At 63.5% G+C, this 22,490-nt stretch carries 22 protein-coding genes and 1 tRNA gene; 13 read left to right on the forward strand and 10 right to left on the reverse strand.

The genetic code is table 11. The annotated features are described in order from the left end of the window. Positions 1-253 precede the first annotated feature (253 nt). A complete protein-coding gene (locus C1925_RS16290; protein ID WP_108769796.1) occupies positions 254-1,189 on the reverse strand; it encodes a hypothetical protein in 936 nt (311 codons plus the stop codon). A 288-nt stretch (positions 1,190-1,477) separates the two neighbouring features. On the opposite strand from C1925_RS16290, the gene C1925_RS21010 reads away from it, so the two are divergent. Then, entirely contained in the window at positions 1,478-1,699 is a 222-nt protein-coding gene (locus tag C1925_RS21010; protein ID WP_159097548.1) for a hypothetical protein, read from the forward strand. 711 nt (positions 1,700-2,410) lie between these two features. Here C1925_RS21010 and C1925_RS16300 read toward each other — a convergent pair. Further along, complete coding sequence (locus tag C1925_RS16300) at positions 2,411-2,737, reverse strand: helix-turn-helix transcriptional regulator (protein ID WP_108769798.1); 327 nt, start codon at positions 2,735-2,737, stop codon at positions 2,411-2,413. A 129-nt stretch (positions 2,738-2,866) separates the two neighbouring features. Between C1925_RS16300 and C1925_RS16305 the strand changes: the two genes are divergently transcribed. The 4 genes from C1925_RS16305 to C1925_RS16320 all read left to right on the forward strand — a co-directional run bounded on the left by C1925_RS16305 (position 2,867) and on the right by C1925_RS16320 (position 6,291). Then, complete coding sequence (locus C1925_RS16305) at positions 2,867-3,622, forward strand: hypothetical protein (RefSeq protein ID WP_108769799.1); 756 nt, start codon at positions 2,867-2,869, stop codon at positions 3,620-3,622. Positions 3,623-3,698: 76 nt separating this feature from the next. Then, on the forward strand, positions 3,699-4,013 hold the full coding sequence (locus C1925_RS16310; protein ID WP_108769800.1) for a hypothetical protein: 315 nt from the start codon (positions 3,699-3,701) through the stop codon (positions 4,011-4,013). Next, positions 4,010-4,351: a hypothetical protein gene (locus tag C1925_RS21385; protein ID WP_108769801.1), complete on the forward strand. Its 342-nt coding sequence runs from the start codon at positions 4,010-4,012 to the stop codon at positions 4,349-4,351. The genes C1925_RS16310 and C1925_RS21385 overlap by 4 nt, the downstream gene beginning before the upstream one ends. Before the next feature lie 254 nt (positions 4,352-4,605). Next, on the forward strand, positions 4,606-6,291 hold the full coding sequence (locus C1925_RS16320; RefSeq protein ID WP_108769802.1) for a retron Ec67 family RNA-directed DNA polymerase/endonuclease: 1,686 nt from the start codon (positions 4,606-4,608) through the stop codon (positions 6,289-6,291). Positions 6,292-6,809: 518 nt separating this feature from the next. On the opposite strand, the gene C1925_RS21015 is transcribed toward C1925_RS16320, so the two are convergent. The 4 genes from C1925_RS21015 to C1925_RS16340 all read right to left on the reverse strand — a co-directional run bounded on the left by C1925_RS21015 (position 6,810) and on the right by C1925_RS16340 (position 11,096). After that, on the reverse strand, positions 6,810-7,322 hold the full coding sequence (locus C1925_RS21015) for a hypothetical protein (protein WP_159097549.1): 513 nt from the start codon (positions 7,320-7,322) through the stop codon (positions 6,810-6,812). A gap of 150 nt (positions 7,323-7,472) precedes the next feature. Further along, positions 7,473-9,032, reverse strand: coding sequence for a site-specific integrase (locus C1925_RS16330; RefSeq protein WP_108769804.1), 1,560 nt, complete (start codon positions 9,030-9,032; stop codon positions 7,473-7,475). 67 nt (positions 9,033-9,099) lie between these two features. Further along, positions 9,100-9,173 (reverse strand) — tRNA-Gly (locus tag C1925_RS16335). Positions 9,174-9,263: 90 nt separating this feature from the next. After that, positions 9,264-11,096, reverse strand: coding sequence for an autotransporter domain-containing protein (locus C1925_RS16340; RefSeq protein ID WP_108769805.1), 1,833 nt, complete (start codon positions 11,094-11,096; stop codon positions 9,264-9,266). 207 nt (positions 11,097-11,303) lie between these two features. Between C1925_RS16340 and thiS the strand changes: the two genes are divergently transcribed. The 4 genes from thiS to C1925_RS16360 all read left to right on the forward strand — a co-directional run bounded on the left by thiS (position 11,304) and on the right by C1925_RS16360 (position 15,054). Further along, on the forward strand, positions 11,304-11,504 hold the full coding sequence (gene thiS, locus C1925_RS16345) for a sulfur carrier protein ThiS (protein WP_108770743.1): 201 nt from the start codon (positions 11,304-11,306) through the stop codon (positions 11,502-11,504). A gap of 146 nt (positions 11,505-11,650) precedes the next feature. Then, complete coding sequence (locus C1925_RS16350; protein WP_108769806.1) at positions 11,651-12,445, forward strand: thiazole synthase; 795 nt, start codon at positions 11,651-11,653, stop codon at positions 12,443-12,445. Continuing rightward, the gene (gene trmB, locus C1925_RS16355; RefSeq protein WP_108769807.1) at positions 12,445-13,179 is read left to right on the forward strand and encodes a tRNA (guanosine(46)-N7)-methyltransferase TrmB; all 735 of its coding nucleotides are present in this window, start codon (positions 12,445-12,447) and stop codon (positions 13,177-13,179) included. Before C1925_RS16350 ends, trmB begins: the two co-directional genes overlap by 1 nt. Positions 13,180-13,206: 27 nt before the next feature. Beyond that, positions 13,207-15,054: an SLC13 family permease gene (locus C1925_RS16360; RefSeq protein ID WP_108769808.1), complete on the forward strand. Its 1,848-nt coding sequence runs from the start codon at positions 13,207-13,209 to the stop codon at positions 15,052-15,054. Between the two features lie 99 nt (positions 15,055-15,153). On the opposite strand, the gene C1925_RS16365 is transcribed toward C1925_RS16360, so the two are convergent. Continuing rightward, complete coding sequence (locus tag C1925_RS16365) at positions 15,154-15,489, reverse strand: Rieske (2Fe-2S) protein (protein WP_079222968.1); 336 nt, start codon at positions 15,487-15,489, stop codon at positions 15,154-15,156. A 179-nt stretch (positions 15,490-15,668) separates the two neighbouring features. Here C1925_RS16365 and C1925_RS16370 point away from each other — a divergent pair, with 179 nt between their 5' ends. From C1925_RS16370 to C1925_RS16385, 4 genes are all read left to right on the forward strand, one after another. After that, positions 15,669-15,953, forward strand: a complete 285-nt coding sequence (locus C1925_RS16370) for a hypothetical protein (protein ID WP_108769809.1) — start codon at positions 15,669-15,671, stop codon at positions 15,951-15,953. Positions 15,954-16,022: 69 nt separating this feature from the next. Further along, complete coding sequence (locus C1925_RS16375) at positions 16,023-16,745, forward strand: fumarylacetoacetate hydrolase family protein (RefSeq protein ID WP_108769810.1); 723 nt, start codon at positions 16,023-16,025, stop codon at positions 16,743-16,745. A 53-nt stretch (positions 16,746-16,798) separates the two neighbouring features. Beyond that, positions 16,799-17,203, forward strand: a complete 405-nt coding sequence (gene mscL, locus C1925_RS16380; RefSeq protein WP_079222971.1) for a large-conductance mechanosensitive channel protein MscL — start codon at positions 16,799-16,801, stop codon at positions 17,201-17,203. Between the two features lie 226 nt (positions 17,204-17,429). Beyond that, entirely contained in the window at positions 17,430-18,851 is a 1,422-nt protein-coding gene (locus C1925_RS16385) for a M28 family peptidase (RefSeq protein WP_108769811.1), read from the forward strand. A 117-nt stretch (positions 18,852-18,968) separates the two neighbouring features. On the opposite strand, the gene C1925_RS16390 is transcribed toward C1925_RS16385, so the two are convergent. The 3 genes from C1925_RS16390 to C1925_RS16400 all read right to left on the reverse strand — a co-directional run bounded on the left by C1925_RS16390 (position 18,969) and on the right by C1925_RS16400 (position 22,445). After that, positions 18,969-20,420 carry an alanine/glycine:cation symporter family protein gene (locus tag C1925_RS16390; RefSeq protein WP_108769812.1) on the reverse strand — a complete coding sequence of 484 codons (1,452 nt, stop codon included), beginning with the start codon at positions 20,418-20,420 and terminating at the stop codon, positions 18,969-18,971. Positions 20,421-20,434: 14 nt separating this feature from the next. Then, complete coding sequence (locus C1925_RS16395; RefSeq protein WP_108769813.1) at positions 20,435-21,424, reverse strand: hypothetical protein; 990 nt, start codon at positions 21,422-21,424, stop codon at positions 20,435-20,437. Positions 21,425-21,662: 238 nt separating this feature from the next. Further along, entirely contained in the window at positions 21,663-22,445 is a 783-nt protein-coding gene (locus C1925_RS16400) for a TrmH family RNA methyltransferase (RefSeq protein WP_234456183.1), read from the reverse strand. Between the last annotated feature and the right edge of the window lie 45 nt (positions 22,446-22,490).

Consider the following 22,490-nt stretch of genomic DNA (forward strand, 5'->3'; position numbering starts at 1 on the left):
TCTGTCTTCCTTAGCTGGGTGGATTTGTCAGAAAGAGGCGAGCAGCATCTATGTGGATTGACTTGAATAGTCATTGTCGTAACTGCATGGCTGCGCCTATCTCCTCCGGGCATTCATAATCTTCGTTGTCGATGAAGCCCGGCACGCATATAGCCATGACCTTCGTTACAGCCAAGCACCTCCAGCAGGTGGTTTCACCTTGGAGCAGCGCGTAGCTGGTGGCGATGTGGACCCCCGTTTGCTGCTCACTGCGTCAAGCTTGTCGCCCGTTTATCGCTGCCTGGACTTCTTGGGCGTATGAAGTGACAACCGCAATCAACTCATCAACGCTTGCTTGGCTGATGTTGTGAGGGTTGTGCTCGGTGTCTTTCCCCCCGCGGTGCGCTATATCATGACGAATCTTGGTGGGGGCCTCCAGGGCCGCATGCGATGGCATGGTGATGCCAAGCAAATGCCCTAAGAAGGGTCCGTTCTTCTCCCAGCGGTGCCAAACCTTCGCCTTCAGCCCCTGAGTGAGCTCAGCGGCAATCGTGGCCCTGTTGCCCTCACTGTCACCACCCAGTTGAGATATCCGCTGTTGTGTCTGCGGATGCTGTTGAATGAGCCGACCTAGCGCTGCAGCATCCCGTTCCAGCCAATACGCCGCCTGCTCCCAGAGAAACGTTTCCAGGGTTGTAATGACTGCCGCATACACCAGCTGCCGCAAAAGAATTCGAGTCATAGGAAGACCCTGCAGCTCGGTCATCGTCCGAAGCTCAACCAACCTTTCTTCCAACCGCTGAATCGGTCCGTCAGGCCGATCAACGAAGACATCATCCCACTCGTCCTCCGCAGTGAGCTCCGTTGGTGCCCACTCGTGACCTACCTCCTGATGAAGCTCATCCACAAGCTCTGCAATCACCTCGTAGCTCACAACGTTGTCAAAGCGCTCTTGTAGGACATCGTTCGGATCGTAGGGACCGCCTCGCAGAAAGAAGTAAGCGCCAGCATCAGAGTTGTATGGAGTTTCGGTCTGGGGGTCGCAATAGCGCTCAAGGAACCAAAGCCGCATCGCCTTGGTCTGCTCACTTTGAGGGGCGGTGGCCAGCCACCCATCATCCACTTCTCGGGTAGCCATATCTGAGAATGCAGCCGGGTCCGGCTCAGGCGGTCGGCTCTGCATTTCGATGATTCGGTCCGTCAAACTCATTCGATGCTCCTGGGCTGATAACACGTGAAACGTTGAACTAGATGTCGCCTCGCGGGTTCCATGCCGGCGCTCTGCTTCGAGCGGCGCAGAGGGGCGGAGGGGCTTGGCCCTTTCAGGAAAATGCTAATCGCGGGGATTTGGCCCAATAGTAGCCTGCCCTGGTGCTGGTCCCACCCGGTGTTCCTGGTTTCTTGGGGACGGGTCCGTTGCTCGACCCTTCGACAGTTCTCGGCGCAGCTGAGGTGCACGCGAGCCGATGTCCCTCCCGCTCCCGAGATCCCGAGTAACGTGCAGATCCCGTCGTCGGCTGAGGATTACGTGGGCGAGATCAGCAGCCCGGCCGCCACCTTTCTTGTGGAAACCGATACCGGCACTTCTATGGTGGACTTCGGCACCTCACCCGTTGACACCCTCGTTATGGATCGCTCGCGGGAACCCAAGCACGACGACATCATCATGGCGCCCTGGAGCAGCCACTGCATGGTCAAGCGACCCCACCAGCCGCAGTAGGCAGCTGGAGATTCATTCCCGGTAACCCGGGCAATGCCGCCATCCTGGCTACCGATGACGAGGCCTTGGAGCTATGGTGCTTCATGACTTGAAGCTATCGAAATTAGTTGAGGCGGCCAAGTATTCTTACAACCCAGGACGCGGACCGCGCGGCAGAGCGCTGTTCAGCGCAGATAGCGTCACTTCCTCCAGCTTCTTGCGCTCGCAAGCTGCCAGCGCTGCCATCCCCCTCCCGATACGACGAACCCGTGCCTCCCGGTCCCCATTCTGTTCGGCTTGCCAGTCCCAGTGATCCCAGCATGTCACCAGCGGCGGCTCTTCATAACCTTGGCACTTCCAACACATATCTAGCCTCCATGCTTGGCCCCGTTGACGGATACAACTTTTACGCCAGTTGCTGGAGTGGTTCAACACCCGCTGCCGGACCCACATAGCACAGTTGAAAAGGCCCGGCTCAGTCCACAAGGCACGTTGCTACGGGCTTCTCAGGGCGCTGGCCCTGGACCGCTCACCTGCCTCGACTGCTCTTTGCAGCCAAAACACAAGGGCTGCCGCAGGCTCCATCGCCCCCGTCGCTGTTCTACCGACATCGCCAACTCCTCTTTGGACTGAGTCTTGAGAAGAGTTCAAGCCAGAGGCCTCAGATCATCCTGAGCGTGCCAACCGCGTGTCTCCATCCTCAGCTGGGGCCAGCCTTAACTACTTCTCGCTCTAGTCAACGATCTCACGCAGCCTCTTCAACACTTCCTTCTGCTTGGAAAGTGGAAGTTTGGCGATCAGTAGGATGACTTCAGCCAGCGTGTCCGAGGTTGCGTGGAAATAGGCCACCGGTAGGCCGAGGGCTTTTGCCAAGGCCTGAGAGGTAGCCGGGTCCGGGTCGTGCTGCCCCGTCTCGTATCGGCTCACTCGAGTCGCCCCAGACACCGAGTCCACCATCCCAATGCGCTCGGCCAGTTGGGCCTGAGTCCAGCCTTTCGCCACCCGCGCACTGCGCAGGCGCTTTCCGTAAACCGTGACGGGCGTCTTGGGTTGCGGCATCTGGATTCTTGCACCACAGCTGAACTCCCTCCAAGTCTGACGGTTGGAACCGGATTGCACATCTGCGATTATCGTAAATGCCGCTGACTTGGCGGTCTATAGGGGCTGCGAATGAAGAACCAAACGAGGATGGCTGCCGGCCTGGCTGCCGCGCTGCTTTTGGCCACCCAAGTGGCGGCCGCACAGAGCCACCCCGAGCAAGAGGAAGCGCCAAACCGTCCTGGTTTCTTTAGGCAGCTGGGCACCAGCCTGAAGAATGCTGGCGGGCAGATGATTGGGGTCCAGCCGGGCCAAGGTGGCTCCAAGCCGAGTGCCAGCGCTGGGTCCGTCTACACCCCCGTCAGTGGGTCGGGAAGGCTGCCTGGGCTCTTCAAGGCGGACAACCGCCAACTGGCACAGCAAGGACGGCTCGACTGGCCCCGCGTGGCGTTGACGTTCCAGGAATGGGGGGCGTCCCTGCCTTGCTGGACGGTCGAAGCGAAGATCTGGACCAGCCCCAGCGCTTCTACGATGGAAACCTTCCGAACGTGCGCCAACGCCGCTTTGACCGAGACAGACGACCTGGGCGATACCGCCGAACTCAACACGGCCGCCCTCTGGAAAGGCCGCGACAGCCTGATGGGCGTCCGAGTGCCGTCGAGCAAGCCCAACACGGGGACCAGCCGCTCTACCGGTCCGAACCCGCCTGCCCAGCCTTTCGTGGTCAACGTCTCTCGTCCGGGTGTATCCGACCGAGCCGTCGATGTGGCGCTGCGGGTGGCGTGGGTTTCTGGATTCATCCAGACCGCTGACCTGCACCCGGGCGCCTCGGGGCTTCTGACGCCTTTTAAAGACGGTCGAATGTGGATTGCCGGGTTCAAGCCGGAAGGGAACCGCGATAAGTAGCCCGTGACGATCGCCTGACACCTAGGCGGCAAGCGCCTGCCGCCGCCGCCCCACCACACCAATCAAGGAACGAACGATGAAAGCACAGTGGCTCCCCCTGGCCGGCTTGGCCTTTGCACTCACCCTGACCGGCTGCGGCGGTCCGCCTTCCAACAGTGATGCCGAGAAGGCGATGGCCACTCTTTTGACTCAGAGCGGAGCGGGCCAGATCACCAGCATCAAAGACTTCCAACTCACTGGGTGCGTAGAGGCCCATGACTCGGAGGGCTACCGATGCGACACCTCGGGGAAGGTGACCATCGACATTGGCGGCCAGCAGGTGCCTGTCCCGGTCAGCAAGAATCTTCGGTATGCCAAGGAATCGGGCACTTGGAAGGCCTACGCCAAATGAGTTCTCAGCCCCCTCGCCTGCTGAACCAAGCGCCCTCCGCCAGCCGAAAGCTCATGACGCCCCGAGACCGGTTCTTCTGGTGGTATTCGGGAACGCTGCTTCTCCTGGGACCTTTCGGGTTCATTGTCGGGCCCCTCATGGCCCGGCGAGGGACAAGGAAGGTAGAACGCCTTCACCTTGGAGCCGCTTGGGAAGCTCGACAGCGGGATCATGGCTTCACCTGGTGGCAGTGGTGGGTCATGACCCCGCTAACCCTGCTGGGCGCGTTCTGGGTCTTCGGACTGCTGAGTGGACTCCCGATGTTCCTGTTTGTGCTCTATGCCCAGTTGACTCAGTAGTCCAATCCAAGGCCAAAGCAGCAGGCACCGCCACCCACGGCCTTCTGGGTATGCGACGTTTGGGGCGCTCTCGCGCTCCGAGTCGACATGAGCTATGTTTGAGTCGGGGTTGCAGGAAGATTTGGTTGCCGTAGTTTCGCGGCATCAGAAACATTTGCTAGGTGGATTTGCCGAATGGCCCGAGTGCCGCTATACGCTCGCCATGCGTGCGAAGGAGTTCCTGCAACCCCTCCTCTTTCTCACAAGGATGTCAGATGAGTGAGTTGGCCAAGCTAAAAGCATGCACCACGATTGGCGACTTGGCGCGACTACTGGGCTTTCAGGCAAAAACTCTCGGCTACATAGCTTGGGGAACGCCATTTGCAGCCAAATACAGCACTTTCGACATCCCCAAACGCTCAGGTGGCAAGCGGACGATCCACGCACCTTCTCCACAGTTGAAGCTTGCTCAAGGAAAGCTCTCGACACTACTGCAGGCATGCGAAAAGGAAATTGAAGAGGATTTGGGAGTCAAGCGCACCGTCGCTCACGGGTTTAAGCTAGGCCGATCCATTCTTACCAACGCCGACGTGCACCGACGCCAGCGTTACGTGCTCAACTTCGACCTGTCAGACTTCTTTGGAACCATCAACTTTGGACGAGTCCGTGGATTCCTAATCGGCAATCGTAACTTTCGGCTGCATCCGGATGTCGCGACCCTGATTGCTCAGATAGCCTGTCATGAGGACATGCTTCCTCAGGGAGCCCCCACTTCTCCTGTAATCTCTAACTTGATTGGGAACATCCTGGACATTAGGTTGTCCAAGATGGCCCGCGCTCACGGCTGCGCCTACTCTCGCTACGCGGACGACATCACAATGTCCACCTCGCAGCCTGATTTCCCCAATGGCATCGCCACTAAAGTAGATTCCGCGTCAAAGTGGGCACTTGCGAAAGAAGTTGAGCAAGCAGTTGTGGCCTGCGGCTTCAGAATCAACCACGCCAAGACACGACTTCTCCACCGCCGCTCCCGACAAGATGTAACAGGCATTGTCGTCAACAGGCACGTCAATGTGAATGCTGACTATCGTAGAGCGGTTCGGGCGATGGTCAATAATCTATGCTCAACCGGCACCTATCACCGAGAAAAATCCATTGTTGTAGCAGACGAAACGACCATGGTGTCCATCGACGGGACTCGGCCACAACTCGAGGGCATGCTGGGATTTTTGCTACAAGTGGAGCGCTACCGGCAGTCAGACGAGCTTCCTCCGCCAGCCTTGAGCTCTACAGAGCTGCTGCTACATCGCTTTCTTTTCTTTACAACATTCGCAAGCAACGATAAGCCGGTTATCCTTTTCGAAGGAAAGACCGACAACATATACATAAGTGCCGCAATCAGGCGATTAGGGGCGTCCTATCCACTACTCATGGCGCCAGGATCCAAGGATCTGCTCGTTAAACTACTGCCCCATACAAAGACGCGGGAGAGAATTTTTAGCCTAACCGGCGGCGACAACCCTTTGACGAACTTCATTATCTCCTACCGAGAAAACTACCGGCGTATTAAGGCCCCGAAAGGGGCGAATCCCGTCATAGTCATTTTCGACAACGACAATGGATCCAATGCTGTCATTGCAGCGATCAAAAAGCACTATAAGCTTGAGATGCCGAATGGGACCCAGTATTTAAGGGTTTACGACAATCTCTATGTCCTACTGACTTCGAGCAAGGGCTCTGCAAGCCATTGCATTGAGCACTTCTTCAGCGCAGCAACGTTAGCCAAGACCCTTTCCGGGAAAAAGCTTAACTTGTCTAACAAAAAGCTTAAGGACGACGAATATGGGAAAGCATGGTTTGCGGAGAAGATCGTGAAGCCTTATTACAAGGACATCGACTTCTCTGGTTTCAGCGGGATTTTGGACCCAATTTCCGAGATCATTCAAAACCACTCCCCTTGAAGTCACGCCCTACCGCAAGCGGGTAAGCCCACCCCATAAGCCTGAAGACACGCGTGAGACACATAGTCCTGATGGCTTAGCTCAATCAGGCACTGGCGGACTAGAATTTCCGCCAAGCCATGTCTGGAGCGGCATAGAGCGGCGCCAGGAAACCGCATCCACATGGTCATGGCGGTGGGTAACGACCCGCCGCCTCTGCTAAGCGCGCTCTGTGTGTTCGGCGCAGAAACGCCACTTGACAGAAAAAACGTTCTTGGTAGTAAGACAGTCTCCTCATTGGAAGATTGTTATGGATGCCAGATACTTCTGGACTACGGCCGCGTTAACTGCATTGTCGCGGACATCATCACACAAGGCGGCTGAAGAAGCGGATTCCCTGCTGGCTCTAGCAGAGAGTAGAGGTTTCGTCACCAACCCTATCGACGCAGCCCTCGCGTCGCGCTGGATTGGAAATCGGTTTTTCGGATGGCCGAGCCCTGAAGACATGAAGCGTGTCGTCAGAGCCGACGGCACGGACTTCAGCGTGCGCGATAGCGATTAGCGCGCGATGGCCTTCGAATGGCGAGAAAATCACCTTCAATGGCGAGCTCATTGGCAAAAATACGCCTAGCCAAACTGAAAGCAAGCTCCAAGGTGTCGCAGGCATAAATTGCATTGTTCATTCCTCGCTGGATAACGAGGAATCGACGAGGCCTTTTCACAAAGACCGGCCCGGCACGCGAGTGCAACACAACCTCCACGACGGCCACGCCATTCAATCCATCCACCGTTCCGGCTGACTGCAAGACCTCCCAAATCTCTTCGCCGAAAGGATTCCTCCACGAGTCGTGCACCTCCGATTCGTCGGCGGCAAGAAGGTGGCTGCAAGCATTAAATGCATGTTCCAAGCTGGAGGCATTACCGTCGAATCCGATCATATCGCTTGCGTCGCATATCCAATGGCTATGGACATATTGTGCAATATCAGCCTGCCCATCGTGATGTCGCTTTACAAGCTCGACAACCAGAAGTTTTTTATTATCATCAGCCATGATCTTTGCTCCGTCCTCAGTAATCTTCCCGCATTAAACATTCTAGAAACCAGCAGGTGTGGGTAGTCGCCATAGAAGCTAAAAAAATACGCTTGACCTGCGTCTGATCTGCAAATCACCTAACAAGTAAGCGCCGCCCCTGGTTGCAGTTCAATCGCAGCGTTTAGAGGGCTGAAATTGCTCTGCGCCGTAAGGGGGGAGAGAGACGGATGCGCTGAACTTTTCAAGGCTCGCGACACGGTCCGGCAAGCTACGCCTATCGATGTAAAACTTCTCCAAGACGGTCTGTCCGGTGCCGTGCCCTGTAATCGCAGCAATGGCGGACGCTGATACACCGGCCTCGTCCAGCCTAGAAGCCATCGTGTGGCGGAAACCATGGAACCCTTGCCCCTTTGCCGAAACACCTTGCCTCTTGATGTAGACGGAGAACTGGCGGCTCAGCTGCCGCCCGAACCCCAGCCCCGTTGAGTTGGGCAGATCCGGGAAGAGCTGCTCACCGCCAGCACGCCGCGCATCCTCCACGTAGTCCAAGAACCCCGACTCGATGACCGGCTTGGCCAGTGGGACGAACCGTCGGCTGTTTCGGTTCTTGATGCTCTGGCCCTTCGCTCCCTGCCGAATGAAGAAGCCGGGCACCCCATCGATGGTCTCGATGTCATCCAAGCGGAGCTGGGCAATCTCGTTGACCCGTGCTCCCGAATAGAGGCCCAAGATGGGCCCAAACCAACGGTGAGCGTATTTGGATGCCCACTTGGGGAACTCGACCGGGTCAAAGATTGCTTGCAGCTCAGCGTCTGTGAAGGGCGATCCCTTGTCCTCCGCATCTGGGGTGGAAATAGCCCGGATGCCATCCAGAGGGTTGACCGTCAGATGCTTGCCTTGCACTAGTGAAACTAAGAAGACGCTGAGGCGCTGCCGATGCTTGGCCATCGTCCAGGCGGCCGGCTCAGGTTCGGCGTTGGCTTTTGCCAACTTGATGACTTCCTGGACCGAGAGGTCGCGGTAGGCCGGCCGCTTGGTCGCATTGGACGGCCAACAGCGCGCGCCTTCAAAGAAGCGTCGGACGTGGTCTTGGCTGAGGGTCGACACCGGCACGTCTTGCCCGATGATCCCGGCAAGCAACCGCAGCGTGTGCCGGCTCTCCAACACGGTCTTCTGATGAAGACGAGCCGCTGTAAGGTCAGCCAAGTGATCACTGACGGCCTTCGACAGCATCAGCCCGCCTGCGGCCTTTCCCGTGGTCGACTCACTGGCGTCCCAATCGATCTTCGGGCGCTTGGGCATCTTTTGACCCGGGGTGCCGGAGGTCTCATCAGTCGCAGCTCGGGCCATCAGGTCACCGAACAGCGCTGCATCCGCCGGATTTTCCAGTTGCGCCTGAGCAATGCGAGTGCCGTTAGGCAACTTCACATCGTGCAGGATCAACTCTTGAATTTCTCCGTTGCGAACCTTCTTCAGCAGCTCGTCCACGTCCACGGCAATCCCTTTCCGCATGGCATCGAACGCTGAGCATAGTGCCATTCCCATCATGGCCGCCACCAACCTGGCGTGGTCGCCTCGGCATGGCCCGAGCGAACGGACAAGGTAACGCGTGCCAACGAGGGCTCGCAGATCTGTAGGCACAAAGAAGCGTGCGTAGAGCCCAGCTGGGCGTGCCAGCAAAAAGGGCTTGGGCATGATTGATACCTCGATTGATACCTCAAGGGGCATCGCTCGGAATCATCAATCGGACTGAATCTTCAACCCAGTCAATCACTTGCGGACTGAGTTGGAATCATGGAGCGGGCGAAGGGAATCGAACCCTCGTCAGTAGCTTGGGAAGCTACAGCTCTACCATTGAGCTACGCCCGCATTGCAGGGTGAAAGTCTATGCGGAGCGGCCCGTGTTGGGCAATGGGGTCAGAGCCCTTTCCTGCGGAAAGGGATCAGACCCCGTCTGGATCAGAAGCTGCCGCTGAAGTTGGCGAACAGCGTCGCGTCCTGCGCACGCTTCTGCAGGGTGGTGGCGCTCAGGCCGATGTTGCTCTGCAGGCCGAACAGTTCCATGCGCGCGCCGAAGATGGCGGTTGCATAGTTCTTGTCGAAGTCCATGCCCGGCACGCGGTACATGCCCACGTCCGGCAGGCTCTGCACCCAGGCGCTGGCCTGCTTGGTGTCCTCGAACTCGTGGTCGTAGGTCACCTGCACGTACGGCTTGACGGCGCCGCCATCGAAGCGGGCCTGCCAGCCGATGCGGCCGACGGTGGAATCGACGTCCTGCTTGCCGTAGCCCAGCGCGGTGGCCAGGGTGTTGGCATCGGCGGATTCGGTATAGCCGTCGATCTTCACCTTCTGCCAGATCACCGAGGCGATCGGGCCGTGGCGGAAGCCGCCTTCGGTGCCGAACTCGTAACCGGCGTTCAGGGCTGCGGTCAGGTTGCTGCCGTCCGGCGAGCCGCCGTGTTCGCGGGTGGCCGGGCCGAGCTGGACCTTGCGGTTCACGTCATAGGACAGCCAGGTGTAGCTGACCTGGCCGTTGACCCAGATGCGGTCGCCGTACCAGCCGGCGAACAGACCGGCGGTGGTGTCCTTCTGGGTGAAGTCGCCACGGCTGTTGCCGAAGTCGGCGTTCATGCGGCCGAAGCCGGCGAAGCCGCCGACGACCATGCCGTCACGCGCCCAGTCGACACCGAACAGGCCGGCCGGAGCCACGCCGTCGTACACATCGGCGTGGTCGTAGCGCTGCATGTCGCCGCGCACGCCACCCCACCAGGACATGCCGTCGGCCGGACGGCCGGCCTGGTGCAGGCTGACCTGGTCGGCACGCGAGCGGCCGATGGTCTGCGCCGAATGGGTCAGGATCTGCTGCAGGCGCGGGCCTTCCAGGATCGAGATGGCGTACTGGCCCAACATCTGGTGCGCGGCCGAGGTCGGGTGCACGTCATCGGCAAACAGATAGCTGTTGGCCGCATCCGGGGTGGCGTAGGCCAGCGGGCTGCAGGTCAGCGACGAGGCCACCAGGCAGGCGCGGCCGGTGACGTTGCTGAAGCCGTACATGCCCGGGTTGGCGATGATTTCGTGCAGCAGGGTGTAGGTATCGAGCGGAATGAACTCGATGCCGGCCTGCTTCAGGCCACCGTACAGGGCGTTGTTGTAGGCGTTGGACAGGGCGGTGCCCTGTGCTTGGCCGGCGGCGCCGCGGTCGATGAACCCCGGGGTGATGCCGACGTCGGGCAGGTTGGGCACCATCACGTACTGCGCGCCGGCCTGCTTCAGGCTGGCCACGATGCCGATCTGGGTGGTGACCGCGGCACCGATCACGGCCGGCGCCTGGGCCGGGGCGGTGATCGAGAACAGGTCGTTGGCGCCGCCCCAGACGGTGTACAGCGCGTTCGGGTCGGCCTTGCCACCGTTGGCGGCCAGGTAGTTGGCAAACTGGGTCTTCAGCGACGGCACCGGCACGTTGCCGAACGCCGGCTGGGTCAGGTCGACGCCCACGCGGGCGCCACCGACGGCGTAGTTGTCACCGGTCTGGCCGTTGCCGTTGGGGCTGGCGTTGGTGCCGTAGTAGTCGGCGACAAACTGCGACCACTCCCAGCCCGGGTTGGTGGTGAACTGGCCGGTGACCGGACGCACTTCGGCCGGCAGCAGCGGGCGGTAGTAGCCGCTGTCGGTCAGGCTGTCACCGAAGAACACGGTGCGGGTGAACGGGGATTCGCCTGCCATGGCCGGCAGCGCGGCGAGCGCGATCGCGGCCGCCATCAGGGAGCGGATCGGGCGTTTGCTGAGCAGCATGTAAAAACTCCTGGGGGAAAATGTTGGGGATCCAGCGCATACGTACGCCGGCGCACGGTGAATGGTTTCACCGTGCCGCCGATTGCTCACGCTGCGCCGCCGCATGAATTGTCGCCTGAACCCGCGCGGACGGGGTGTGCTGGAGGTGGCGTGCGGGCCAGGATGCAACTGTTCCGATCCCGGCGGGCCATCGGCGACAATGCCCCGATGAACATCCAGCTCAATGGCGAATCCCGCACCCTGCCCGCTTCGGCGACCCTCCACGACCTGCTCGCCGCCGAGCAGCTGCTGCAGCGCCGGGTGGCGGTGGAAGTGAATGGCGAGATCGTCAGCCGCAGCCGCCATGGCGAGCATGTGCTGGCCGAAGGTGATGTGGTGGAGATCGTGCACGCGCTGGGCGGTGGTTGAGGCCCAGGGGTCGGATCCCATCGCATCGCGAGGGGCTCTGACCCCGAACCACCATCAGCGGGTCAGAGCCCTTTGCCGCGGGTAAAGGGATCCGACCCTGCATCCTGCGTGACCCCATCTTCAGGCGGATAAGCGATAATCGCGTCATGAACCTCCCTGTCTCCCCCGATTCGCTGGTGATCGCCGGCAAGACCTATGGCTCGCGGCTGCTTACCGGCACCGGCAAGTTCAAGGATCTGGAAGAAACCCGCCTGGCCACCGAGGCTGCTGGCGCCCAGATCGTCACCGTGGCCATCCGCCGCACCAACATCGGCCAGAACCCGGGCGAACCGAACCTGCTGGACGTGCTGCCGCCGGACCGCTACACCATCCTGCCCAACACCGCTGGCTGCTACACCGCCGAAGACGCCGTGCGCACCTGCCGCCTGGCCCGTGAGCTGCTGGACGGCCACAACCTGACCAAGCTGGAAGTGCTGGGCGACCAGAAGTCGCTGTACCCGGACGTGGTGCAGACCCTCAAGGCCGCCGAGCAGCTGGTCAAGGACGGCTTTGACGTGATGGTCTACACCTCCGACGATCCGATCCTGGCCAAGCGCCTGGAAGAGATCGGCTGCGCTGCGGTGATGCCGCTGGCCGCGCCGATCGGCTCGGGCCTGGGCATCCAGAACAAGTACAACCTGCTGCAGATCATCGAAGACGCCAAGGTGCCGATCATCGTCGACGCCGGCGTGGGCACCGCTTCCGATGCCGCCATCGCGATGGAACTGGGCTGCGACGGCGTGCTGATGAACACCGCGATCGCCGGTGCGCGCCACCCGGTGCTGATGGCCAGCGCCATGCGCAAGGCCGTCGAAGCCGGCCGCGAGGCCTTCCTGGCCGGCCGCATCCCGCGCAAGCGCTATGCCAGCGCCTCCTCCCCGATTGATGGGCTGATCGGCTGATGACCAATCCTTTTGACAGCGCCGGCTCCAAGGCCCCGCCCAAGCCCTTCACCGTGAGCGAGGGCCGCCGCGAGGTGCGCAGCTTCGTGCTGCGCCAGGGCCGCTTCACCCCCGCCCAGCAGCGCGCGTTCGACGAACGCTGGCCGCGCTTCGGCATCGACTACAACGGCCAGCCGCGCGACCTGGACGCCACCTTCGGTCGTCCGGCGCACAAGGTGCTGGAAATCGGCTTCGGCAATGGTGCGGCCATGCGCTTCGCCGCGCAGCACGATCCGTCGCGCGACTACATCGGCATCGAAGTGCACGCCCCGGGCGTGGGCCGCCTGCTGAACGCGCTGGCCGATGACAACGCCGACCACGTGCGCCTGTACCACCACGATGCCGTGGAAGTGCTGCAGAACGAGATCGCCGACGGTGCGCTGGATGAAGTGCGCATCTACTTCCCGGACCCGTGGCACAAGAAGCGCCACAACAAGCGCCGCCTGCTGCAGCCGGCGTTCGCCGAGCTGATCGTGCGCAAGCTGCGCCCGGGCGGCCGCCTGCACTGCGCCACCGACTGGGAAGACTACGCCGAGCAGATGTGGGACGTGCTCGACGCCACTGCCGGCCTAGTCAACCGTGCCGGCCCGCGTGGCAGCGTGCCGCGCCCGGACTGGCGCCCGCAAACGCACTTCGAGACCCGCGGCCAGAACCTGGGCCACGGCGTCTGGGACCTGCTGTACGACCGCACCTGACCCACGCACGAGGACGCTGCGCCCCACATGGATACCGCGCTGACGCTGACCAACGACATGAAGCTCGTGCTCGGGCTGGTCGGCTTCACGATGGCGATGTTCCTGTTCGAGCGCATCCGCGCCGACGTGGTCGCGCTGGTGGTTCTGGTGGTGCTCGGTGTCACCGGCCTGATCGCTCCGGAAGAAATCTTCGGTGGCTTCTCGGGTAACGCGGTGATGAGCATCATCGCCACCACCATCCTTGGTGCGGGCCTGGACCGCACCGGGGCGCTGAACCGGCTGGCGGCGTGGCTGCTGCGGCGCGGCCATGGCGTGGAACAGCGGCTGCTGATGATGACCACGGCCATCGCCGGCCTGAACTCGTCTTTCATGCAGAACCCCTCGGTGATGGCGCTGTACCTGCCGGTGGCCTCACGGCTGGTCGCACGGACCGGCCTGACCCTGCAGCGGCTGCTGCTGCCGATCTCGGCGGCGATCGTGATGGGCGGCGCGCTGACCATGGTCGGCAACTCGCCGCTGATCCTGCTGAACGATCTGCTGGCCTCGGCCAACAACAACCTGCCCTCGGGCCTGGCCACCATCGAGCCGCTGCGCATGTTCGCGCCGCTGCCGATCGGCGTGGCCCTGCTGATCGCCTCGCTGCTGTATTTCCGCTACTACGGCGACCGCAAGCTGATCGAAGAGGAAAGCCTGGTCAACGACGGGGTGACCCCGGCGCGCACCGAGAGCTATTTCGCCAAGACCTACGGCATCGAAGGCGATGTGTTCGAGCTGGTGGTGACCGCCGAAAGCCCGCTGGTGGGCATGACCCTGGGCGAGGCCGAGACCCTGCACGATGCGCCGCTGCTGCTGGCGCTGAAGACCGGCAACGACACCCGCCTGGCGCCGCCGGCGGAGATGCGCATCTGGGTCGGCAGCGTGCTGGGTGCGATGGGCCCGCGCGGGGAAGTGCACGATTTCGCGCAGAACCAGTTCCTGCGCATGTCCTCGCGGCTGAAGCACCTGGGCGACCTGTTCAACCCCAGCCGCGCCGGTATTTCCGAGGCAGTGGTGCCGCCCACCTCCAACGTGATCGGCAAGAGCGCGGCCGACCTGCGCCTGCGCAAGGAGCGCGGCATCAGCCTGCTGGCGATCAACCGCGACAAGCAGGTAATCCGCGAGGACGTGCGCGACGTGCAGCTGCGCGCCGGCGACATGCTGGTCTTCCACAGCATATGGACCGACCTGGCGCAGGCCGCCAAGAGCCGCGACTTCGTGGTGGTGACCGACTACCCGACCGGCGAGCAGCGCCCGCACAAGTTCAAGATCGCGATGGCGATCTTCGCCCTGACCATCCTGATCGCGCTGACCAGCAAGCTGCCGGTGGCGCTGACCCTGATGACCGGCGTGGCCGGCATGCTGCTGACCGGCGTGCTGCGCATGGACGAGGCCTACGCCTCGATCAACTGGAAAACGGTTTTCATGATGGCCGGGCTGATTCCGCTCGGCTGGGCGATGGATTCCAGTGGCGCGGCGGCCTGGGTGGCCGGCCACACGATCGACAAGCTGCCGACCGGCATCCCGATCTGGGTGCTGGAGCTGGCGCTGGCGCTGCTGACCACGGTGTTCTCGCTGGTGATCAGCCACGTGGGCGCGACCATCGTGATGGTGCCCATCGCGGTGAACCTGGCGCTGGCGGCAGGCGGCAACCCGACCGCATTCGCGCTGATCGTGGCGCTGTCGGCGTCCAACAACCTGATGACGGCCTCCAACCCGGTGATTTCGATGATCACCGGCCCGGCCAACTACACCCCGCGCGAGATGTGGCGGGTCGGCGGACCGCTGTCGCTGATCTACACGCTGGTGGTGGTGGTGATGATCAACCTGATGTTCTGAGGGCCCTAAGCGTGTGGTAGGTGCGGACCGTTGGTCCGCACGCTCTGTTGCAGAGAAGCCTCGTGCGGACCAACGGTCCGCACCTACCTGAGCCTCGCCTCAGGCCAGGTAGACCTGGCCGTCGCGGATGTCGACCGGCACCGCGCGCAGGCGGTCGCCCTTGCAGGGGCCGGCGATGCAATCGCCGCTGTCCAGGGCGAACGAGGCGCCGTGGGCGGCACACACCAGGTGGCCTTCGCGGCTCTTGAGGAACTGGCCCGGTGCCCAGTCCAGGCGGCGGCCGGCGTGCGGACAGATGTTCAGGAACGCGCGCACCTGCGCGCCGTCGCGGTACAGCACCAGCGATTCGGCATCGCCTTCGACCACCGCTTCGACCTCGGCAAACGCCCCATCGGCAAGGGCATCAAGGGCGATCAGGGCAGCGGCGGCAGTCATGGCGGGAGGCTCTTACGGAAAACAGGATTGTCGCATGCCCGCTCATATGACTGGCTGCGACATGAATACAAGTCATTGATCCGTAATAAGCAAAGGCTATATTTAACGAGTTTTTCACTCAATGACAGTGGCGCATCCCGATACTCTGGTTTCGCTGATCCCAGCCCTATCGAGCCGCCATGTTTACTCGCGCTTCCGCCTTCAACCAGTTCCGCACCCTGTTCGCGCCGCGCAAGCCGCGCCACCCGCTGGTGCGCGTTGCCGTGGGCCTGCTCGGCCTGGCGATCCTGGCAGCGATGGTGTTCATCGGCGTGTTCGTGGGTGCGGCGATGATCCTGATCGGCCTGGCGTGGAAGCTGCTGGCCTCGCGCAAGACCGTCGGCGCACGCCGTGCGGCCGATGCCAACGTCGTCGAAGGCGAATACCGCGTGGTGCGCAAGTCAGCTTTGCCGATGTCGCGCTGATGCGGCCGCCCGCTGACGTGGGCGCCACACCGTTCTAGACTGCAGGGGCCTTCCTACTGGAACCCCCGCATGTCCACTGCCGTAGTTTCCGATGTCATCCCCGCCCCCGTCGTGCCGCGCGTGCCGGTGGTCGGTGGTGGCACGTTCCCGGTCCACCGCATCTACTGCGTCGGCCGCAACTTCGCCGACCATGCGCGTGAGATGGGCGCTGCGGTGCCGGCCGCCGATGACCGCGGCCGCCCGATGTTCTTCTGCAAGCCGGCCGATGCCATCGTGGTCGGCCACGACGATGTGATCCCCTACCCGCCCGCGACCAGCAACCTGCACCACGAAGTGGAGCTGGTAGTGGCCATCGGCGTTGATGCGCCGGCCGGCGAACTGGCCGTAGCTGATGCCGACGCGCTGATCTATGGCTATGCCGTGGGCCTGGACCTGACCCGCCGCGACCTGCAGGCCGCCGCCAAGGAAAAGGGCCACCCGTGGGATTCGGCCAAGGGCTTCGATGCCTCCGCGCCGATCAGCGAGATCGTGCATGCCGGCGAAGTGGGCGACCTGGCCGCGTTGAACCTGTCGCTGGAAGTGAACGGCGAGGTGCGCCAGCAGTCGCTGCTCGATCAGATGATCTGGAACGTGCCGGAAATCCTGCATGAGCTGTCCAAGCTGTGGCAGCTGCGCGCCGGCGACCTGGTGTTCATGGGCACGCCGTCGGGCGTGGCCGCATTGAAGCCGGGCGACCGTTTCAGTGCACGACTGGAAAACGTGGCCGAACGCCACGGCGTCATCGCAGGCTGACATCGGCTGCGTTAACCTGCGCCCGAACCCTCGCCCTCAGGAGAAGAACAAGAATGGGAATGCTCACCGAGTTCAAGGAATTCGCGATGCGTGGCAACGTCATCGACCTCGCCGTCGGCGTGGTCATTGGCGCGGCCTTCGGCAAGATCGTCACCGCGCTGGTGGAGAAGATCATCATGCCGCCGCTGGGCATGCTGATCGGCAAGGTGGATTTCTCCGATCTGGCCTGGACGTTGTCGGCCGCCAGTATCGGACCGGATGGCAAGGAGATTCCGGCCGTGGTGATCGGCTACGGTGATTTCCTCAACACGCTGGTGCAGTTCATCATCGTGGCCTTCGCCATCTTCATGGTGATCAAGGTGATCAACCGCCTGTCGCGCAAGAAGGACGCCGCCCCCGCCGCACCGAAGGAAGAAGTGGTGCTGCTGCGCGAGATCCGCGACAGCCTGAAGAAGTAAGGCGTTCCACCGGTAGTGCCGGCCGCTGGCCGGCAACCTCGGAACGTGCGGGGAGCCGGCCAGCGGCCGGCACTACCGTGATTGCATGAAAGCCCCGCCCCGGCGGGGTTTTCGCTTTGCCGGTCATGGCCGGAAAACAGCGTTCGCCGCCACCGTGACCTCCCACCCATGCGCGGCACTGAACGACTGTTAAGCTCCAAGGCTGATTCCCTTCCCGGAGCTGTCCATGCGTCGCCGCGTCCTTGCCATCGCATCCTCCCTCGCCCTGCTGGCCGCGCCGGCCTTTGCGGCGCCGCGCACCACCACCCTGCCCCCGGCCTCGCTGGCCACGGCCGCCCAGCTGCGCGACCAGGCACTGGCCGATGACACCGGCTGGAAGGTGGTGGAATCGCTGACCACCGAGATCGGCCCGCGCATCGCTGGCGGCGAAGCCGATGCCCGCGCCGTGGCCTGGGCCGAAGCCAAGTTCAAGGCACTCGGCTTCGACAAGGTGTGGAAGGAACCGGTGACCTTCCCCAAGTGGGAACGCCGCAGTGAACACGCCGCCGTGACCGGCAAGCACCAGCAGCCGCTGCAGATCACCGCGCTGGGCGGCAGCCCCGGCGGCAGCGTCGAAGCCGAAGTCGTGCGCTTTGCCGACCTCGCCGCGCTGCAGGCTGCACCGGAGGGCTCGCTGAAGGGCAAGATCGCCTTCGTCGACTACCAGATGCTGCCGTTCCGCGATGGCCGTGATTACGGCCGTGGCGGCGCGATCCGCAGCAAGGGCCCGTCCGAGGCGATCCGCAAGGGTGCGGTCGGCTTCCTGATGCGCTCGGCCGGCACCGATTCGCACCGCGTGCCGCACACCGGCATCACCCGTTACGACGACGGCCTGACCCCGGTGCCGTCGGCTGCCTTGTCGGTGCCCGATGCCGACCAGCTGGCGCGCCTGGTGGCGCGCGGCAGCACCACCGTGAAGGTGACCCTGGACTGCGGCTGGGATGGCACCGCCACCTCCTACAACGTCATCGGTGAAATCACCGGGCGCAGCCTGCCGAAGGAAGTGGTGGTGATCGGTGGTCACCTCGATTCCTGGGACCTGGGCACCGGCGCCATCGATGACGGCGCGGGCGTGGGCATCACCATGGCCGCTGGCCACCTGATCGGCCAGCTCAAGCAGGCGCCCAAGCGCACCATCCGCGTGGTCGCCTTCGCCAACGAGGAACAGGGCCTCTACGGCGGCAAGGCCTACGCCGAAGCCCATGCCAAGGACGTGGCGCGGCATCAGCTGGCCGCCGAGAGCGATTTCGGTGCCGGCCGCATCTACGCCTTCAACACCGGATCGCCGAACCCGGAAGGTTCGCGCGAAGCCACCGCGCAGATTGCTGAAGTGATGAAGCCGCTGGGCATCGAGTACATGGCCGACAAGGGCGGCCCGGGCCCGGACGTCGGCCCGCTGGCCGCCAAGGGCGGCGCGTGGGCATGGCTGGCGCAGGACGGCTCGGACTACTTCGACCTGCACCACACTGCTGACGACACCCTGGACAAGATCGACCCGAAGGCGCTTGCGCAGAACGTGGCCGCCTACACCGTGTTCGCCTACCTGGCGGCCGAGGCCGATGGCAGCTTCGGCAGTGAAGCCAAGGCGACCACGCCGCCGAACGAGTGATGCGGTGATGTGGTTGGGGTCAGAGCCCTCGCATGCGCGAGGGATCCGACCCCGGTCGCGGTGAAGTCACGGGGTCAGACCCCTCGCCTTGGGCGAGGGCTCTGACCCCGCTTTCGTTCAGCTCTCCCAGACCCGTGTGTTGCGCACGCCGATGGCCTGCGGGTTGAACAAGGGGTCACGCTGCCTGCGCTTCTGCTGCTCGTAGTCGCGCAGTGCTGCCAGTGCGGGCCGTTGCAGCAGCAGGATCGCGATGATGTTCAACCAGCTCATCATGCCCACGCCGATATCGCCCAGTGCCCAGGCCACCGTTGCGGTGTTGACCGCCGAATAGCCGGTGGCGGCCAGGAACAGCAGCTGGAAACCGGTGACGGTCACGCGTCCGGGACGATCGCGGCACAGGTAGCTGACGTTGGTTTCGGCCATGTAATACAGCGCCAGGATCGTGGTGAACGCGAACGGCAGGATCGCCAGCGCGACGAACGACTTGCCGAAGCCCGGCAGCGCCGATTCCACCGCATGCTGCACGAAGCGAGGACCGGCCTCGACACCCGGCAGGTTGGCCAGCAGCAGGCGCGCCTCGTCGGGCACACCGTTCACCGCCGGGTCGTAGACGTTGTACAGCCCGGTCGACAGGATCAGGAACGCCGTTGCGCTGCACACCACCATGGTGTCGATGTAGACCGAGAACGACTGCACCAGGCCCTGCTTGACCGGGTGCGAGACTTCCGCCGCCGCAGCCGGATGCGCGCCACTGCCCATGCCCGCCTCGTTGGACAGCACGCCGCGACGCACGCCCCATTGGATGGCGGTACCGATCATCGCGCCGAACGCGGCGTCCACCCCGAACGCGCTGCGCAGCACCAGCGCGAAGACCTCGGGGACCTTGTCCATGTTGATGACCATGACCACGGCCGCGACCAGCAGATAGGCCAAGGCCATGATCGGCACCACCCACTCGGCCACCCGCGCGATGCGGCGCACGCCGCCGTACAGCACGGCCGCCAGGATGACCAGCAGCACCGCCGTAGTGCCCACCACCGGGATGCCCCAGGCCTCGTTCACCGCGCTGGTGATGGCGTTGGACTGCGTGCCCGCCAGCATCGCCCCGGCCAGCACGGTGACCAGCGCGAACAGCACCGCATACCAGCGCTGGCCCAAGCCTTTTTCGATGTAGTACGCCGGGCCGCCACGGTACTGGCCGCTGGCATCGCGCTCCTTGTAGATCTGCGCCAGCGTGGATTCGATGAAGGCGCTGGAGGCACCGAGGAAGGCGACGATCCACATCCAGAAAATCGCGCCCGGGCCACCGAATGCGATGGCCATGGCGACACCGGCGATGTTGCCGACACCGACCCGGCTGGACAGGGACAACGACAACGCCTGGAACGGTGAGACGCCTGCCGCAGAGCGCTCATGGCGGAACATCAGCCGCAGCATGTCCGGCAGCGCGCGCAGCTGGATGAAGCGCGTGCGCACGCTGAAATACAGACCGGCGAGCAGGCAGAGCACGACCAGCCACGGGCTCCAGATGATGCCCAGCAGGACGTTGACGATCGATTCGATGCTCATCATGTGCCAGCCCCTCAGAAGAACACGCCCAGGGCGACCTGGGGGCTGACGATGTGTCCGGTGTTGCGGCCGGCCACGGTGTACTCGACGCCGGCGATCAGGCCCAGCGACGGACTGAAGTGGTACTCGACCGCCGGCGCCAGGGTCAGCGAGCGGCTGGCCGGGCGCAGTTCATTGACATGACGTCCGCTGCCGTCGGCGGTGGGCATGAAGCCGATCAGGCGCTGGCCGGTTTCGCGGCTGGCGGCGACTTCCATCACCCCCACCCAGCGGTCGTTGAAGCTGTACTCGCCGGCCACCGAAAACCCCATCACCGAGCCTCGCGCGATGTGGCCCTGGAAGCCCGCTCCGGTGCCGTAGATGCTGGCGCCGGACAGTGCCGTTCGCGCGGGCGCAGGCCCAGCCATCAGCTGCCCGCGCCAGCGCAGTGGTCGTCCGTTCGGCATCCACACCACCTGCTGCACGCCCAGCGCCAGGCTGGTGCGCTGCACACCATCGCCCTGTGCATCCAGCGGATTGCCGCTGATGCGGTCGTGGCTGCCGGTGCTGAAGCGCTGCGTGAGCGCCAGCGACACCGCGGGCCGGGTGCCATCGGCATTCGGCGCCTGCAGCAGGTACTGCAGGCGGGCGGTGGTATCACCGGCACGGAATCCGCCGCTTTGCCCGCTGCCGGATTCGGCGCGCGAGGCGCTGAGGTTGACCTGGCCCATCAGGCGGTCGCTGAAGCCGTACATCACCGGCATGACCACGGCCCATGCACCGCTGTCCTGCGCGCTGCGCTGGCGCTCGCCGTCAGCATCGTAGCGCGCGTTGCTGTCGACGCGGACCAGGTAGGGTTCGAGGAACCAGCGGCCCTGCGGCAGGCCGGCGGGATTGGGGGTGATCAGCGGCCCCATGAAATTTACGTTTTCCAGGCTGTGCTCGCTGGCATCAGCACGGGCGCTGGTACTGGCTGCACAGGCCAGCAGCAGGGAGACGGACAGGGTGCGTTGCAGGTGGGACATGACAGCCACTCCGGTTACAACGAGGGATGGAGTTCCACCCTGCGTCGCCGGAAATGGCGGACCAATAAGGAAAGTTTCAAATAACCAGCAGGCGTTGCGGATTGCAAAGCATGCTTAGCAACTGCATGGGGTCAGAGCCCTCGCCCTTGGCGAGGGATCTGACCCCGGTCCGGGGGCTCAACTGCTGGGGGGTCGGATCCCTCGCCTGTGGCGAGGGCTCTGACCCCGATCCGGGCACTCAGCTGCGGCGGCTGGCCCACTGTGCCAGCAGCACCGCCGTGGCGGAGGCGACGTTCAGGCTTTCCACCGCGCCGCTGCCGGGGATGGACACCTGCTGGTCGCACTGGCTGGCCAGCGCGCGGTCCATGCCCTCGCTCTCGGCGCCCATCACGTAAACCAGGCGTGCCGGCAGCTCGGCACGGAACACGTCCTGGCCACCCTCGACCAGGGTCGCAGCCAGGCCGAAGCCCGCCGCACGCAGCTGCGCCATGGCGGTCGCGTCATCGGGCAGCTGCACCAGCGGCAGCGCCTCGGCACCACCTTCGGCCACGCGCGCGGCGGCACCGGACAGGGCCAGCGTGCTGCCGGCCGGCAGCAGCAGCGCCTTCGCGCCAAAGTGCGCGGCCGAACGCAGGATCGCGCCCAGGTTGTGCGGGTTGCCCACGCCATCCAGCCACAGCGCCAGTGCCGGGCCTTCGCCCACCTGCTGCAGCCACTGCGCCAGCGGCAGCACCGGGGCGCGCACCACATCGGCCACCACGCCTTCATGGTGGGTGGTGCCGGCCAGCTTGTTCAGGTCGCCGTCTTCCACCACGCGGTAGCCCACGCGGTTGGCCACGCACCACTTCAGCAAGGGCTGCAGGCGCGGAATGCGCGCCTCCAGCAGGTACAGCTTGCGCAGCGCCTGCGGGCGCGCTTCGAAGGCGGCCAGCACGGCATTCAGGCCGAAAAGGCGCAGCTCATCGTTGCCGCCGCGGCCGCCACCGCCACCGCCGGTAGCCGGCACCTCCGCGCGCGGCAACGGCGTTGCGCGCGGCGGACGGGCGGACGGACGGCGGTTGTTCCA

It is taken from the genome of Stenotrophomonas sp. SAU14A_NAIMI4_5 (assembly GCF_003086795.1).
Taxonomy (GTDB): Bacteria; Pseudomonadota; Gammaproteobacteria; order Xanthomonadales; family Xanthomonadaceae; genus Stenotrophomonas.

What these genes read in the sequence shown, in the direction of transcription:
- C1925_RS16290 (WP_108769796.1), bottom strand. Translation starts at nt 1,189, where the DNA reads ATGAGTTTGACGGACCGAATCATCGAAATGCAGAGCCGACCGCCTGAG.
- C1925_RS16300 (WP_108769798.1), bottom strand. Translation starts at nt 2,737, where the DNA reads ATGCCGCAACCCAAGACGCCCGTCACGGTTTACGGAAAGCGCCTGCGC.
- C1925_RS16305 (WP_108769799.1), top strand. Translation starts at nt 2,867, where the DNA reads ATGGCTGCCGGCCTGGCTGCCGCGCTGCTTTTGGCCACCCAAGTGGCG.
- C1925_RS16310 (WP_108769800.1), top strand. Translation starts at nt 3,699, where the DNA reads ATGAAAGCACAGTGGCTCCCCCTGGCCGGCTTGGCCTTTGCACTCACC.
- C1925_RS21385 (WP_108769801.1), top strand. Translation starts at nt 4,010, where the DNA reads ATGAGTTCTCAGCCCCCTCGCCTGCTGAACCAAGCGCCCTCCGCCAGC.
- C1925_RS16320 (WP_108769802.1), top strand. Translation starts at nt 4,606, where the DNA reads ATGAGTGAGTTGGCCAAGCTAAAAGCATGCACCACGATTGGCGACTTG.
- C1925_RS21015 (WP_159097549.1), bottom strand. Translation starts at nt 7,322, where the DNA reads ATGGCTGATGATAATAAAAAACTTCTGGTTGTCGAGCTTGTAAAGCGA.
- C1925_RS16330 (WP_108769804.1), bottom strand. Translation starts at nt 9,032, where the DNA reads ATGCCCCTTGAGGTATCAATCGAGGTATCAATCATGCCCAAGCCCTTT.
- C1925_RS16340 (WP_108769805.1), bottom strand. Translation starts at nt 11,096, where the DNA reads ATGCTGCTCAGCAAACGCCCGATCCGCTCCCTGATGGCGGCCGCGATC.
- thiS (WP_108770743.1), top strand. Translation starts at nt 11,304, where the DNA reads ATGAACATCCAGCTCAATGGCGAATCCCGCACCCTGCCCGCTTCGGCG.
- C1925_RS16350 (WP_108769806.1), top strand. Translation starts at nt 11,651, where the DNA reads ATGAACCTCCCTGTCTCCCCCGATTCGCTGGTGATCGCCGGCAAGACC.
- trmB (WP_108769807.1), top strand. Translation starts at nt 12,445, where the DNA reads ATGACCAATCCTTTTGACAGCGCCGGCTCCAAGGCCCCGCCCAAGCCC.
- C1925_RS16360 (WP_108769808.1), top strand. Translation starts at nt 13,207, where the DNA reads ATGGATACCGCGCTGACGCTGACCAACGACATGAAGCTCGTGCTCGGG.
- C1925_RS16365 (WP_079222968.1), bottom strand. Translation starts at nt 15,489, where the DNA reads ATGACTGCCGCCGCTGCCCTGATCGCCCTTGATGCCCTTGCCGATGGG.
- C1925_RS16370 (WP_108769809.1), top strand. Translation starts at nt 15,669, where the DNA reads ATGTTTACTCGCGCTTCCGCCTTCAACCAGTTCCGCACCCTGTTCGCG.
- C1925_RS16375 (WP_108769810.1), top strand. Translation starts at nt 16,023, where the DNA reads ATGTCCACTGCCGTAGTTTCCGATGTCATCCCCGCCCCCGTCGTGCCG.
- mscL (WP_079222971.1), top strand. Translation starts at nt 16,799, where the DNA reads ATGGGAATGCTCACCGAGTTCAAGGAATTCGCGATGCGTGGCAACGTC.
- C1925_RS16385 (WP_108769811.1), top strand. Translation starts at nt 17,430, where the DNA reads ATGCGTCGCCGCGTCCTTGCCATCGCATCCTCCCTCGCCCTGCTGGCC.
- C1925_RS16390 (WP_108769812.1), bottom strand. Translation starts at nt 20,420, where the DNA reads ATGAGCATCGAATCGATCGTCAACGTCCTGCTGGGCATCATCTGGAGC.
- C1925_RS16395 (WP_108769813.1), bottom strand. Translation starts at nt 21,424, where the DNA reads ATGTCCCACCTGCAACGCACCCTGTCCGTCTCCCTGCTGCTGGCCTGT.